The following is a 12,704-nucleotide window of genomic DNA, read 5'->3' on the forward strand; positions in this document are numbered from 1 at the left end:
GGTGATATACTCGTAAATCTGCTCACTCCTTTTTCACCTTCCTTCTCAACTTTTTGAGCTCGTCCAATTCAATCCAACCGTGCGTTTTGTTGTATGTGACAATTGAAAGTCGGTGATCGGGATAAAGTTTTTCAAACAGCTTGCGTTTGAGTGCGAAAACAGGTGTCTCATACCCCTTCACGTCAACGACTTCAATCGAACCGTCCAAATGCGTGATTTCAAAGTCGGCGATGTACTCTGTCTTTCTGAACGTCTTGCCATTTTTCTCAAATGACTCCAGCAACACATACCGCGGCTGGAGTCGGAATGATTTGATTTGTTTGTTCGTAAGCAACCACTTCAGTTGCTCATAGTAACGTGCCTCTGCTTGTGAATCGAATGTGTATCCATCCACTTCTGTCTTCTTTGAACCGTACTTTGTTGCCATGCTACACCTCAGTATCCATGTTCTTGACGTTGATGATTGATTTTGTTTTTAGCCATGTATTTCTCATGAATCGTCGCTGGCGTTAACCCGACCATGCGTGACAAGGATAATAGAAAATGCCACAGGTCAATCACTTCCTCTTGCAACCGATCTAAGTCAATTTGTTTTTCTTGTTTCCACCATTTCCAATTCACTTCCCGACGAATTTCATCGATTTCACTTTCCATGGCGATCGTGATCGCGATTACCCATTCATCGAGCGTTTTATCAATGTTGCGCTCAGCGATGATACGTTCGTCTAATGCTTGCTGCATTTGGAACATCACTTCAAGCTTTTCAATTTCCTCGTCTTCAAGTATTTCCACTGCTGCCGCCAGACCTGCCCTGAAAGAGTCAAGCGAACTATATCTCTTTGCATTCTCAATTAGTTTTTCAAGACGCTCCAATATTTTCGGTTTTGTCATTTTCCCTTATCTCCTCTCGTATTTTTTTTAACTCGTTTTCATCCATTGTTAAACGCTTTATTTTGCCCTGTAAGCCGTTCTTCTTTTCTGTTGGCACCTTTCTATTATCTCAACGAGAAAAACGCCGTATGGGCTAAAATTTGAAGTTTACGAGCGTGTTTGGCTCATCTCTCTACCAATCTGGCATCGCAATGCGATATACATCCGTTCCAGTTCAACGAGTGGTAACTCATACAATTGCCGACCGTCTGACCCCTCGTATACTTCGTAATCGATCAGGAAATCAATTAAATACTCTTTGCGTTCTTGAACGAGTTTTTGCTTTTCAGCTACTTCTCTGAGAACTGCCATCATCCACTCACCTCCATCTTCAACCGTTCTTTCGCTTCACCAAGTCTCTTTCTAAATTCAATCATTCTCTTGCTAGCTTGCTGTTTCGATATTTCTGCATACATGCAATCACAAGGAGTGAACGAAAACGCCCCTGGTATTACTTCTTGAACTGAATATCCTCTTCCGCAACATTTTTCACACATCAGTTATCCCTTCTTCCCTGTAATCTAAAATCTTCACCTTCAACTTCAAGAAGATATGAGCCACATTGCCCTATTAGTCTACTTGCTGCAGCATATCCGATTTTTTCGCTCAACGTCCCACGATCTTCGTTAGAGTTAAAAATGATCGGCTTCTGCTTTCTGTATCGCTCATTGATAATTTGGTAGTACAATGCTTCTTTCGCTTCCGACCACTTCGCCTTGCCGATGTCGTCCCATACAAGTACGTCTGCATGGGTCGCGCTATGTAGAAGTCGATTGAGCGTTTCTCCCTCATCGTTCATCATTTTTGCTTGAATGAGCTCGTCCATGAATGCCACATCTGAAACCACTAGCACATTGAACCCATCTTTAATGAGCCGTTTGGCTAGAGCGATTTGCAAATGGGTTTTGCCAACGCCGAAATTGTTATGCTTCTGCTTCATCGGGGCGCGTTCATGAGGTGGAAGGTCTCGCAATCGCTGTTCACCGAAGACCGCAATAAAACCTAAATTATGTTTCGAGATCACCTTTTCTCCGCCATCCCTCTTGAATTCATTCAAATACTCAAGTGTCATATCGTACATCGATTGCTGATACGGCGTCGCTCGTTTGAAGTTCTCGAAATTCGCATGCACAAATTCATCTGGAATGAGTGCTTGCTTGAACCGACGTTTCCACGCTTTCCGTTCCCGACACTCGCAAAAAACAGCGACCTCATTTCCTTTTTCGTCACGCTTGATAATTAACTCCGTATCTTTGCATTGTGGGCACTCATAGTCATCCCTTCCATCCCCATGCTCTTCTTGCCTCTTCGGCTTCTCGGAGGACTTGTTCATATGACTTGCCGCCTTCTTTTGTAGATCGGCTAACACCTCGGCGATGTTTGTGAACCGCGTTGCCATCAGTATCCTCCTTTTCTAAATCTTCAAGGGTTCGAATCCCTTGCTTTCTCCATTTGTTCAATTTTTTATACACAAACTTCCATGTCTTTCCGTTTCCACGCGCTGCATCTTTAATAGCTTCTGTGATCATCTCCTCTGGATTAATAAAACCGAAGTTATCAATTACATCCTGAATGTCTTCGCGTAAGAATTCTGTGATGTCGTTTTTATCTAAAATTTTACTCTTTTGTAGAAGGTCTAAAATTTTGTCCACTGTGCTTTCATCATCCTCTTTATATTTATTTAAATTTTTATTTATATTTTTTATTTCTTGGTAAGCAATTTCGCTTACTCGGGTGTCAGCAATTTCGCTTACTCGGGTGTCAGCAATTTCGCTTACTCGGGTGTCAGCAATTTCGCTTACTCGGGTGTCAGCAATTTCGCTTACTGCACTCTCTTTCATTGACTGCAAGAGCCATGTATCGTAATCCTTGTTAAACGCTAGTTTCCTTGATTTTGAATTGGTACCTTCTTCGGTAACGATGACGATATTACTTTCGATCAACTTATCCAGTTCTTGCTTCACTCGTTGCTTATGAACACCAGTAGCTTCCGCAAGAAAGGATAAAGACATTGCATGATCTTTTCGATTAAACCCATAAGTATATCGCCATATCACTAAAATTAATCGAAACTGAGTTGGGCTGAGCTTGGTCAGCGCTAGGTGTTCTAAAATCTCGTTTGCAATTTTGGTATATCCATGCTCAAGCTGTACGTCTGCCAAGCTCAATCCCTCCTATTTTTTCACACAAATCGCAAACCCGTCTTTCACGCTTTTTACAGCATATTCTGGATATCTTCGCATATACTGCAATACAAGCTGTTTGAAATGCTCGTTGTCCTTTGCCTCCTCCCAAATCCATTTAGGGAGGAGGATTTTGTATTGCGGCTGTTCATTGAGCATCGAAGACGATCTCCTCTTGTTGCGGTGTTTCGGACTCCATCGGTACTTCAAACGCTTCGGCTTCGATGTATTCCACTGGTTCTGGTTCTGCTGTTACATCTTTACGAACTACTTCGTCCTGTGCGACTTGTTGTTGAATTTCGATGGAAATCGGCAAGTATTTCCACATGTGCCGAATAACCGTCTTTTTCGCCATTTCCTCGTAGTCCGTCACCCATGGACCAGCGTTCGCCGCCTTACTGCGTTTCCGACGTTTTTCGATTTCTTCTTTCGGCATGAACTCGAATTGATACCCTCCGTCTTTGAAATGAGCAACCGCATAGGCTCCGATGAATTCGCCGCGATCCGTCATTGCTGGCTTGTGAACAAGTTTCGGATGTAAGCCGTACTCATATTCGAATGTGTCGTTTGAATAAACCGCATGAGCGTAGATACTTTCAATGTTTCCACTCCGTCTAGCTAGGTCAATCATTCCTTTATAACCAATGATAAATTGAACGTCCGATTGACCTGTTTTCCCGTTCTTGAATGGTACTAGGTAACAATGCCCAATCAATCCTGGCTCAAGCCCGAGTTGTGCGGCTTGCATGACCGCGCCAAGAAGAGAAGGAACCGAGCATTCTAACAGTTTCGGATTCGTCCGGATCGTCGTCAATGCGATGCGTGCCATACGGTCAGCATCCATGTGTTTCGGTAAAGCTTTTTCGATTTCTGGTCCCATCTTTTTCAGATATGCCGCAATTGTTTGAGCTGGGGAAGGAGGCGTCGCCTCCGTGTTTTTTGCTTTGTTTGCGAGTTGAGTTTTTAACGTTTGATTTGTTGCCATACTCTTATGACCTCCCTATTTCTTTTTGAATTGTTGCGCCGCAGAGCAAGTTGCCCAATGAGGCATATGCCCTTTAACAACTTCACCCTTTGCAGTCACTACGGTAATGGTTTCAATATCAACCGGCATAGCTTTGCCAGCAGGCGTTTTAATCCACTCGATCTCCTTGCCACAACCTCTGCATTTAGCCATGTCTATTCACCTACTTGATAGAGAATCGCCGTGATATTGATTCCTTAGCGACCTCTTGATAGATTTCTGGATACTTAGCTTTCAATAATTTCGTATCCACGCGATGGCTCACAACATTTTTCCACGTGATGATTCGCTCGCCAGCAAAAGCTTTTTCGTATTCGCCAAGCATTGCTTTCAATTGATTTTCTGCCTCTTTTCTGCGTGTGGCAGCTTCCTCTTCCTCTTGTTTTGCTTGTTCATACTTAGCAATCAGCTCTTGAGCAGTAGACGGCAATTCGATTTCCTCATCAAATTGAGCTGTCGGATACAGAGCTTTCAACAAATCACTCGAAGCATCCGAACCGTCAAACATCGGCGGATTTTTCTTTAGCACGTGATTGTTCCAGAAGTTTGATTCAATCTCGATGAGATATTGGATAATCTCCTCGTCGCGTTCAATTTTTTTGTACAAGAACTTATTTCCGCCGATGAGAACCGCGATCCACCAAGCATCGTATCCTGTTACAGCCATGTAATGTTGGCATTGAATGAGATATTGTGCTGGAACCTCATCATCTTTCCACTCATTTTTGAGATGTTCGCTCGCTGTTTTGCATTCAAGTCCTGCTTTCTCACCGACAATAAGGCGATCAACGTTTGCTAACATAAACGAGTGTTCAGGATGCTGCAGGATAGCGTTTTTACGTCGAACTTTGAGACCTGTTCGCTTGCTAAATTCTTGAGCGACGACATCCTCAAGCATCGTGCCCCAATACGCTGCTTCGCTGTTCATGCTTTCCTCTGGGGCTTGTCCCGTCTTTTCAAGGTACACCGCAATAGGTGATTTCCATTTGTTCAATCCTGCAATTGCCGAAGCGTCGCTGCCTCCGATTCCATTACGTCGCGCTGACAGCCATTCCTCATGGCTCATTTCATTTGTGTTTGCAAAAACAACAGCCATTTTCATCCCTCCATTTGATTTTTGAAGGTGATTCTTGTACTATGTAGGTAGCTTGTTCTAAGCTGTGAATCACCTTTCAAAGCGCCTCGCCTCCATCGGGGCGTTTTTCATTCTGCGATTTTTCGTACTACACCAAGATTTTCAATGAGATATTGCCAAACGTTTTCTTCGAGAACGACTTCCCCGTCTGGGAACTCATAGATCGTATCGCCATACATAATTTCATCACCGCACGCATCTACACCCCAATGTTCTGAGTCAATCGGGTATGGATAGCCTGTCCGCAATGCTCTCGTGATCGCTGGATGCTCTAAGTCGTGCACGTCTTTTCACCTCTTTTTGTAGGGATTTCCTCCCTCCATGTCGAATAGTGACGTGGAAGGGAGGTGTTAACATGAAAGAAAAGCTACAGAAAATCGAAGAAATATTCCAAATTCTTGATGACTCTTTAATCAAAGAGATTATTGAACCTGAGATAAGCAATCGTATTCGAAACCATTACGATACCCTTATTCAACTTGGACTCAAAGATGATGAACTGATATCTGCGCTAGTTTCCGTTAGTGTCGCTGAATCCATTAGGCTAGGCGCGTTTATTACGGTTTTATTAACAAACCTTAATCTAAACGATCCATTCGACCCTCGCGATTTTATTCATGTCGTGAAATGAATGGTTTTGCTAGTTCCTGAATACGCTCTTTGCTTAATGGCTCTGGAAACTTTATCTTTACATCCTTTGTGACATTGATGGTTTTCGATGGCTTGGTATATGCTTCAAATTCCATTTCAAACTCATTGATCCGCTGAAGGGTTTCCTGTAGTTGCTCCAAAAGAGTGACAGCTCTTTCAAGCAACTGCTGGAACTCTTCAGCATTTTTGAATTGAATGGATACTTTCACGCCTCCTCACCTCCTTTTCTTGCAGGATTTCCCCTTTCTTTGTCGAATTGCGACAAAAGAAAGGGGGTGAGTAACCTTGAAGAGGATATATGCCAATCTTCTTGGTGAATGGGTCGATCTCTCGTCCGATGATACATGCTTAATGGGACCACGTATGGTCAGCCCTTCTGTTTGGTGGGAAGAAAACGCTGAGATTTGGAGTCCCGATAAAAAAGATGAACATACCATATATCAATTGGACTATGTGAACATTCACTACAAAGGGAAAGACTATCGAATCAGCCCTATTTCATTCAAGTTGTTAGTGAATAACGTTACTCAGTTTTGACGATGGCGTCCGAATAACGTCGTAAGTTAAACTCAACTTCGAGATTTCGTTTCAATTCTTCAGAGTCGTCAAGCTCCAGCTTGGCGGCTTTTAACGCGAAATATAGATTGACTTGTTGCGCAATTCTTTCCCACTCGTATTTTTTTAGACCTTTCAGTTGCTCAACTAAAGACGCGATTTGCTCTTTTGTCATTCCACTCACCTCCTTTCGCATGTATCCGATGCGCCAGCGCACATCGTCAAGTGCAAGAACGCGCGAGCGAGATGGGGGAGACTCTCGCGTGAGGATGGGAGAAACGCGCTCCTGCACCTGACGACAGGCACTAGACCTGTCGTATGGTCTGTTGTATAATGGGTATGTGTGCGTGTTAGGCTAGCGTTGCGGCGCTGGCCGTTTTTGTAGTTCACGCAACTTTTGTTTGAGCCGATACTCAAACACCATGATGTGGAACGGATTGTTCCGCATCACCTCACAAACCCTCCGAACCTCTGAAACTTTCATTAAGCGAGTAGCGAAGAAACGTACATTCATCACTCATTCCCCTTTCTCATCACAAGCGCAATGTCAATGCCTCGTTCTTTCATTGTTTCAACGATTCGCACTAGTTCGTCATGTTGTTCTTTCCGTTTGATAAGCTCGTCCAAGTCGCGTTTGCAGCGAAGGAATTCCTCCGCCCATTTCTCTGCTTCGTCAAAATGATCGTGTACTAATTCCAACCGCGCTTGGAGTAAGCATAATGCCCCGAAGTTGACCAGCTTTTCCGCCAACTGGCGATCGTTTTCTAATACGTTCATTGTTTTATCTCCTCCCGAAATCGAATCCCAAACCGTTCTGGGTACTTCTGAATCGCTTCAAGAATCGTTCCTAACGTCACCACGTTTTCGTGCAGTAGCCCTTTATCGTCATCGAATGTTACTTCCGTAATAATGTTGCGATCCAAATCCAACACACTCACAACGTATAGTGGTGGTACAGTGTCAAATTCCACAATGGACGATTGAATGATTTGCGGTTGCTCATAGAGCGTATTTACATGGTTACGTACAAACACCGGAAGCTCATCGAACGAAACGCGTTTAATGTTCATTGTTATCCTCCTCTAGCTTCTTGGCTGTTCTTTCAGCCACATAATCAAAAATTGTTCACATTCTTTCGCTGGGAAGAGCCACTTCTTTCCTACCCTGTACTTTGGAAAGCGCGGATCGTAAAAGAATGTTTCTCGAATGAACGTTTCACTCATACACGTTTGTTTGCAAAGCTCTTTCATGTCCCAGAACGTATGCCGATGCTCAATGTCGTTTAATCTTTTTCGCAATTCCTCAATAAAACGCCGTTCCACTTGGTGTTCATCTACTTGGATATCAATCAAGTTGTTCCCCCTCCTTTTTTGTAGGAATTTCCTCCCTTCGTGTCGAATAGTGACGTGGAAGGGAGGTGATAAAAAATGGCAAAGTTTTATTACTACAACAAACATGTTGATAATAAGGGAAACCACGAAGTTCACAGCGAAGATTGTTCTTATTTGCCTAACTATGACAACCGCATAATGATCGGGTACGAAAACGACTGTAAATCCGCAATCGAGCGAGTGAAACGAGAAACCGGAAAAACTAACTTTGATGGTTGTTGGCACTGCAGTTTTGAGTGCCACATCGGATAAGGGGGTTAATCCCTCTTATCTCTATAAGGAATTGCATTATCGTAATAAAACTTTTTGACAAGTGGTGGTATTTTCTCTAGTTCCTTGAGTGTAAAACCGTGTTCCTGACACTGTTTGCAGATGTGTGTTACCAATTCGTTGAACGCTTGTTCTCTTTTGTTATTCACGTGTATCCCCTCTCATTCTTCGTAATCTAGTTTTAATGAAAAATTTACAGAAATGCTTAAACATTCGTTAGGTACAGTAAACGAATTAAACAAAGAGCTTAGAAGTCGTCACAGCGACGAGTCTCACGACTTGTTCCAAGTCGATTTCAAACATGTATACGTTCCAATCGATAAATATCGCTTAGATGATTAAACAACTCATGCGCTTGATGTTCATTGAGATCGTTACGCGATAAAGCTTCTTTGATCTCTCCCATGACTTTTTCGTAACGGTCTCTCCCCAATGCAATTTGTAATTCTTGTTCAACGTGCTTGATTGAACGAAGTGCTTGCTCAAGCTGTTCTATTGTCACTCTCATCACCTCCTTTCACGCCGTTTTCTATTGCAGGATTTTCCCTCCCTTTTGTCGAATTAACTCGAGGGAAGGGGGTGTTTAGAATGATCCGAATTGTTTACGGTTCATGCCCAGAACAAGATTGTGAATATGACATCACCGTTTACTATGCGCGTGTGCCGACTGTAAACAGTCATCGTACTGGTTATAGAAAAACAGGATTCAATTGCGATTATGGTTCACTACATGGTTGTTCTTATGAAGATCGGCAACAATGCCCTATTTACAACAATCTTCCTGAGATCTCTTACGATTTGGTCTGATGAGCGCACTATATCGAATGTCTGTTGTTAGCTCTTCGAGAAGCCAGAATCGACTAAGATGATTCCAATTGCATTCGTTAACGTATTTGCACGTTGCGCAGACCATCCCGAGGTCTGCCAACTGCTCCACTTTTGCATCTTCCCAAAAGTGATACAGGTGCCAGCCGATACAATGAAATGCGTGTTTCATCTTCTCATCTTTTTCAACGATAGCAACCAGCGCTTGAATATTCTTTTCATCTGTGGCATAATTCTTTTCCATCGCTACCTCCCGATACTTATCATTATTCTTAGTTAAATGATTTCAACTTCCACGAAAAGAGTGCAGCGTGCGCTGTGCTCTTTTTCAATTTCGAGTAGTTTCTCTACAATCCGCTTTGCTTCTTCCACGTTTGAGCAAGATAGTTTTACTTTCACTTCCATCCCCCTCACCCCCTTTCACGCGGTTTGCTCTTTCTGTAGCAACAACCGAAACGTCTCTCGCCCTTTTGGCGTGATCAGCGTCTGCACGTCAGCTCGTCCATTTCGCTCCCATTCCTTCAATTCAAATAGGGACGGAACATATTGAGCATAAGGCTTTAGCTTCTTTTTCTGATCGCGGTAGATGAATTTGTTCTTCAATAACCAATCGATGAAGAACCGTTCCTTAATCTGCAACTCTTTCGCAGTATCACGGAAATTCGTCAGCAAGTTCCGATCAACCAGCGCGTCGAAATACTCCACTTTCGGCTTCATTGCCGCGATCTGTTCATTTTGTCGGCGCACCGTTTCCAACACGCCACGGAACATCATTTTCGTCTGCTCGTCCGCAAACGGAAGATACGTGTTGATAAACATGTCCTCGTTCGCCACGTATCCGCCCGTTTTGCGGATGGTTGGGAGGACTTCGTCGAAGACCCAGCGTTCAAACTCTTCCGCCTTCTTTTTTATTTCTAAATTTTTACTTTGATCAGCCGCCTTGATTATTAATCGGTATATATCTCCTTCTGGAATCACTCTCACCGTTTGTTCTCCCCCGTTAGTAGGGATGCGGTAAGTTACCGCCCCCTTGCAGTGGGTTGAAATTGCTTCATGTGGTCTCATGTACCCTAATGCTTTCGCAACGTCATTACCCACAGCGTAAGGGTTGTTGTTAATCTCAACGAATCGAATTTCCCCAAACATTTCATGATTGAAAACTTGTAGCTGGTTCATTTCCGTCCTCCTTTATGCGGTTCTCTTCGGTTTTTCTTTCCGAAAAAACTCGGATTCCTTACCAAAAAAAATATTGTCTACAGGAACTCCATAAACTTCTTCGATTTTAATAAAAAACTTTCTGGGCACGTTAGAAGAATCTTTTTCGTATTTAGAAAGTGTATCCTTGTTGATACCAAAAAGTTTTGCTGCTTCTATGAGGGTTAGTCCTGCGTTCACTCTTGCTGCTCTTAACGTAATCTGCAATCAGTTTCACCTCCTGTCGTTCTGTTTGTTTATATATTATCCGAGTTTTTTCGGAATGTCAACCGATTTTTTTCGGAAATCAAATAAATTTTATAAACCCTGAATCCCACAATAACTTTTTCGATTTTTTTCGGAAAAATTATTTACTTTCCGTATTATTTCGGATAACATTTTGAGTGAAGGGAGGTGAGTTTGTTGATTGATAGAGATTTACCGCTAAAAAAGACCATATCTGAAAACATAAAGAGGTTAATGAAAGAAAGAGGATGGACTCAATTAAAAACTAGTGAGATGTCAGGTATATCAAAAAGTACATTATCTGATTACATTAATTGCAAGACTCTGATTAATCCAGGGAATGTAGAAAAACTAGCTAAAGCTTTTAATGTGAAGAAATCAGATATCGATCCTAGTTTTAATCTTGAATGGGATGAAAAACCAAATAGTATCAATTTAACCTTCACCAAACTCCCGATCGTGGGGGCGGTCAGCTGCGGAAATGGCGTGTTGGCATACCAAGATATCGAGGGGTATGAAGAAGTGCCAACAAGTTGGTTGAATGGCGGCGAATATTTTTTTGTGCGTGCGAAAGGCGACAGTATGATTAACGCGCGTATTATGGATGGCGATCTATTGCTCATCCGAAGGCAGGAAGATGTGGACAGTGGAGAAATTGCCGCCGTCCTAATCGACGACGAAATTGTTTTGAAGCGTGTGTATAAAACAAACGGTACAATTATTTTGCAAAGCGAAAATCCGAAATACCAGCCGATTGTTTTACAAAAGACAGACATGAAAAACGTACAAGTCATCGGGAAATTAAAAAAAGTGGTATTAAATTTTTGACGTCAGAAATTTAAAAGAGCAACGCAAATGGTTGCTCTTTTAAGCTATTTCTTTACATCCCACTACGTTCAGATAAAACTTTTGCAAAAGACCGACATGAAAAATGTGCGGATTATCTTTACATCCCGCTACGTTCAGACAAAATAGTGTCTACAGAAGGGGAGATCTTTACATCCCACTACGTTCAGATGAGCTATGCTTTTATTATAAATTCTAATTAACTATTTTTCTATCATTTTTATAGAAAGGAGTAGTCATATGCCAAGTTTCCGTAAGCACGAGAATGGAACGTGGGAATATCGCATTCGATATAAAGACAAAATCACAGGAAAGTACAAAGAAAAAGCGAAGCGTGGGTTCAAGACAAAAAAAGAAGCCCAGTTGGCTGCCGCACAAGCTGAAATGGAAATTGCGTATCACGGCTTTACGGAAGACGGAAATGATCGAGTAGATACGTATTTTGAAAAATGGCTGGAAGTATATAAAAAACCGAATGTGAAGCCGATTACGTATACGCTCCAAGAACGAAACGTCAGACTTAACATTTTGCCACGCTGGGGAAATTACAAGCTAAAAGAAATCGATCGAGTCGAGTATCAGAAGTGGATTAACGAATTAAGACAACATTATAGTGAAGGAACAGTTCGGCGTATTCATAGTTTGATGAGTTCAGCACTCAACGATGCGGTTCATGAGTTTCGCATTTTACGTGAAAATCCGCTAGTAAAAATTACAATTCCGAAAGAGATGGACAAAAACGACGAATTGAAGTATTTCACAAAAGGGCAGTTGGATAGATTTTTAGAAGAAGTAAAGAAGCCGCAAAAACACGCGAAGTATCAACATTCGATTCAATATTATGTGTTATTTACACTCTTAGCGCGAACTGGATTGCGGATTGGTGAAGCGTTGGCTTTGACATGGGATGATATTGACCTAGAAAACAAAACGCTCACAGTGAACAAAACTCTCGTATATCCGACAAATTCGACGCCGTATTTATCAACACCGAAATCAAAAGCGAGTTTGCGAACAATTAAACTAGACGATGTGACTGTTCGTTTATTGAAAAAGCATCGCATCAATCGGAACGAAATGTATTTAAGATATCCTAGCTATAAGAAACCGGAAACGAACATCGTCTTTCACCAACAAGACGGACGTTGGTTGCGGACGAATGTTGTGAGGGAATATTTCAAAGAGGTATGTAAACGAGCTGGTCTTCCTGTGTTATCGCCACATGCGTTGCGTCATAGCCATGCTGTACATCTGTTAGAAGCAGGAGCGAATATCAAGTATGTTTCTGAACGTTTAGGGCACGCCAGTATAAAAATGACCGCTGACACATATCTCCATGTGACCCAAAAAATCGAGGACGAGGCACTGGAGTTGTATCAGCGGTACACCGAGAAAAAATGAATTGTGGGTGTTTTGTGGGTGAAGCGCCCACAATGGAGCGCTAAACCCTTTAT

23 protein-coding genes are annotated in these 12,704 nt (G+C 42.3%); 3 read left to right on the top strand and 20 right to left on the bottom strand.

The genetic code is table 11. The features are described from left to right. Nucleotides 1-22: 22 nt before the first annotated feature. The 9 genes from ES017_RS06260 to ES017_RS06300 all read right to left on the bottom strand — a co-directional run bounded on the left by ES017_RS06260 (nucleotide 23) and on the right by ES017_RS06300 (nucleotide 5,556). A complete protein-coding gene (locus ES017_RS06260) occupies nucleotides 23-427 on the bottom strand; it encodes a DUF1064 domain-containing protein (RefSeq protein ID WP_042894494.1) in 405 nt (134 codons plus the stop codon). 8 nt (nucleotides 428-435) lie between these two features. Next, a complete protein-coding gene (locus ES017_RS06265) occupies nucleotides 436-891 on the bottom strand; it encodes a dUTPase (protein WP_171334877.1) in 456 nt (151 codons plus the stop codon). A 147-nt stretch (nucleotides 892-1,038) separates the two neighbouring features. After that, a complete protein-coding gene (locus ES017_RS06270; RefSeq protein ID WP_171334878.1) occupies nucleotides 1,039-1,245 on the bottom strand; it encodes a Fur-regulated basic protein FbpA in 207 nt (68 codons plus the stop codon). Nucleotides 1,246-1,426: 181 nt separating this feature from the next. After that, complete coding sequence (locus tag ES017_RS06275; RefSeq protein WP_171334959.1) at nucleotides 1,427-2,263, bottom strand: ATP-binding protein; 837 nt, start codon at nucleotides 2,261-2,263, stop codon at nucleotides 1,427-1,429. Further along, a complete protein-coding gene (locus ES017_RS06280; RefSeq protein WP_171334879.1) occupies nucleotides 2,205-3,092 on the bottom strand; it encodes a replication protein in 888 nt (295 codons plus the stop codon). Before ES017_RS06280 ends, ES017_RS06275 begins: the two co-directional genes overlap by 59 nt. Nucleotides 3,093-3,261: 169 nt before the next feature. After that, nucleotides 3,262-4,098, bottom strand: coding sequence for a recombination protein RecT (recT, locus tag ES017_RS06285; RefSeq protein WP_171334880.1), 837 nt, complete (start codon nucleotides 4,096-4,098; stop codon nucleotides 3,262-3,264). 15 nt (nucleotides 4,099-4,113) lie between these two features. Then, nucleotides 4,114-4,290 (bottom strand): hypothetical protein, encoded by a 177-nt coding sequence (locus ES017_RS06290; RefSeq protein WP_171334881.1) that lies wholly within the window; start codon nucleotides 4,288-4,290, stop codon nucleotides 4,114-4,116. A gap of 10 nt (nucleotides 4,291-4,300) precedes the next feature. Then, the gene (locus ES017_RS06295; RefSeq protein ID WP_171334882.1) at nucleotides 4,301-5,233 is read right to left on the bottom strand and encodes a YqaJ viral recombinase family nuclease; all 933 of its coding nucleotides are present in this window, start codon (nucleotides 5,231-5,233) and stop codon (nucleotides 4,301-4,303) included. A gap of 107 nt (nucleotides 5,234-5,340) precedes the next feature. Continuing rightward, entirely contained in the window at nucleotides 5,341-5,556 is a 216-nt protein-coding gene (locus tag ES017_RS06300) for a YqaI family protein (RefSeq protein ID WP_042894489.1), read from the bottom strand. A 71-nt stretch (nucleotides 5,557-5,627) separates the two neighbouring features. On the opposite strand from ES017_RS06300, the gene ES017_RS06305 reads away from it, so the two are divergent. After that, on the top strand, nucleotides 5,628-5,903 hold the full coding sequence (locus tag ES017_RS06305; RefSeq protein WP_171334883.1) for a hypothetical protein: 276 nt from the start codon (nucleotides 5,628-5,630) through the stop codon (nucleotides 5,901-5,903). Here ES017_RS06305 and ES017_RS06310 read toward each other — a convergent pair. The 11 genes from ES017_RS06310 to ES017_RS06355 form a co-directional block, all read right to left on the bottom strand. Then, nucleotides 5,884-6,132, bottom strand: a complete 249-nt coding sequence (locus ES017_RS06310; RefSeq protein WP_042894483.1) for a hypothetical protein — start codon at nucleotides 6,130-6,132, stop codon at nucleotides 5,884-5,886. The genes ES017_RS06305 and ES017_RS06310 overlap by 20 nt on opposite strands. 314 nt (nucleotides 6,133-6,446) lie before the next feature. After that, entirely contained in the window at nucleotides 6,447-6,653 is a 207-nt protein-coding gene (locus ES017_RS06315) for a hypothetical protein (RefSeq protein WP_171334884.1), read from the bottom strand. 180 nt (nucleotides 6,654-6,833) lie between these two features. Beyond that, a complete protein-coding gene (locus ES017_RS06320) occupies nucleotides 6,834-6,992 on the bottom strand; it encodes a hypothetical protein (protein ID WP_019417319.1) in 159 nt (52 codons plus the stop codon). Continuing rightward, nucleotides 6,992-7,255, bottom strand: coding sequence for a hypothetical protein (locus tag ES017_RS06325; protein WP_171334885.1), 264 nt, complete (start codon nucleotides 7,253-7,255; stop codon nucleotides 6,992-6,994). Before ES017_RS06325 ends, ES017_RS06320 begins: the two co-directional genes overlap by 1 nt. Next, nucleotides 7,252-7,548 (bottom strand): hypothetical protein, encoded by a 297-nt coding sequence (locus tag ES017_RS06330; protein ID WP_042894471.1) that lies wholly within the window; start codon nucleotides 7,546-7,548, stop codon nucleotides 7,252-7,254. Before ES017_RS06330 ends, ES017_RS06325 begins: the two co-directional genes overlap by 4 nt. 12 nt (nucleotides 7,549-7,560) lie before the next feature. Beyond that, complete coding sequence (locus ES017_RS06335) at nucleotides 7,561-7,830, bottom strand: group-specific protein (protein WP_042894468.1); 270 nt, start codon at nucleotides 7,828-7,830, stop codon at nucleotides 7,561-7,563. Between the two features lie 604 nt (nucleotides 7,831-8,434). After that, nucleotides 8,435-8,647 carry a hypothetical protein gene (locus ES017_RS06340; RefSeq protein ID WP_216367461.1) on the bottom strand — a complete coding sequence of 71 codons (213 nt, stop codon included), beginning with the start codon at nucleotides 8,645-8,647 and terminating at the stop codon, nucleotides 8,435-8,437. Nucleotides 8,648-8,902: 255 nt separating this feature from the next. Then, nucleotides 8,903-9,208, bottom strand: coding sequence for a hypothetical protein (locus ES017_RS06345; protein ID WP_171334886.1), 306 nt, complete (start codon nucleotides 9,206-9,208; stop codon nucleotides 8,903-8,905). Between the two features lie 32 nt (nucleotides 9,209-9,240). Then, nucleotides 9,241-9,369 carry a hypothetical protein gene (locus ES017_RS16075; RefSeq protein ID WP_256368956.1) on the bottom strand — a complete coding sequence of 43 codons (129 nt, stop codon included), beginning with the start codon at nucleotides 9,367-9,369 and terminating at the stop codon, nucleotides 9,241-9,243. A 15-nt stretch (nucleotides 9,370-9,384) separates the two neighbouring features. Next, entirely contained in the window at nucleotides 9,385-10,140 is a 756-nt protein-coding gene (locus ES017_RS06350; RefSeq protein ID WP_171334887.1) for a phage antirepressor KilAC domain-containing protein, read from the bottom strand. A gap of 12 nt (nucleotides 10,141-10,152) precedes the next feature. Next, nucleotides 10,153-10,386 carry a helix-turn-helix domain-containing protein gene (locus ES017_RS06355; protein WP_216367462.1) on the bottom strand — a complete coding sequence of 78 codons (234 nt, stop codon included), beginning with the start codon at nucleotides 10,384-10,386 and terminating at the stop codon, nucleotides 10,153-10,155. A 195-nt stretch (nucleotides 10,387-10,581) separates the two neighbouring features. Between ES017_RS06355 and lexA the strand changes: the two genes are divergently transcribed. Together lexA and ES017_RS06365 are read left to right on the top strand one after the other, a co-directional pair. Beyond that, nucleotides 10,582-11,232, top strand: a complete 651-nt coding sequence (gene lexA / locus ES017_RS06360) for a transcriptional repressor LexA (protein ID WP_171334888.1) — start codon at nucleotides 10,582-10,584, stop codon at nucleotides 11,230-11,232. 258 nt (nucleotides 11,233-11,490) lie between these two features. Further along, nucleotides 11,491-12,651 carry a site-specific integrase gene (locus tag ES017_RS06365; protein WP_042894454.1) on the top strand — a complete coding sequence of 387 codons (1,161 nt, stop codon included), beginning with the start codon at nucleotides 11,491-11,493 and terminating at the stop codon, nucleotides 12,649-12,651. The last annotated feature ends 53 nt before the right edge of the window (nucleotides 12,652-12,704 follow it).

This window comes from Anoxybacillus sp. EFIL, from assembly GCF_013096955.1.
In the GTDB taxonomy this organism is placed as follows: domain Bacteria; phylum Bacillota; class Bacilli; order Bacillales; family Anoxybacillaceae; genus Anoxybacillus; species Anoxybacillus ayderensis.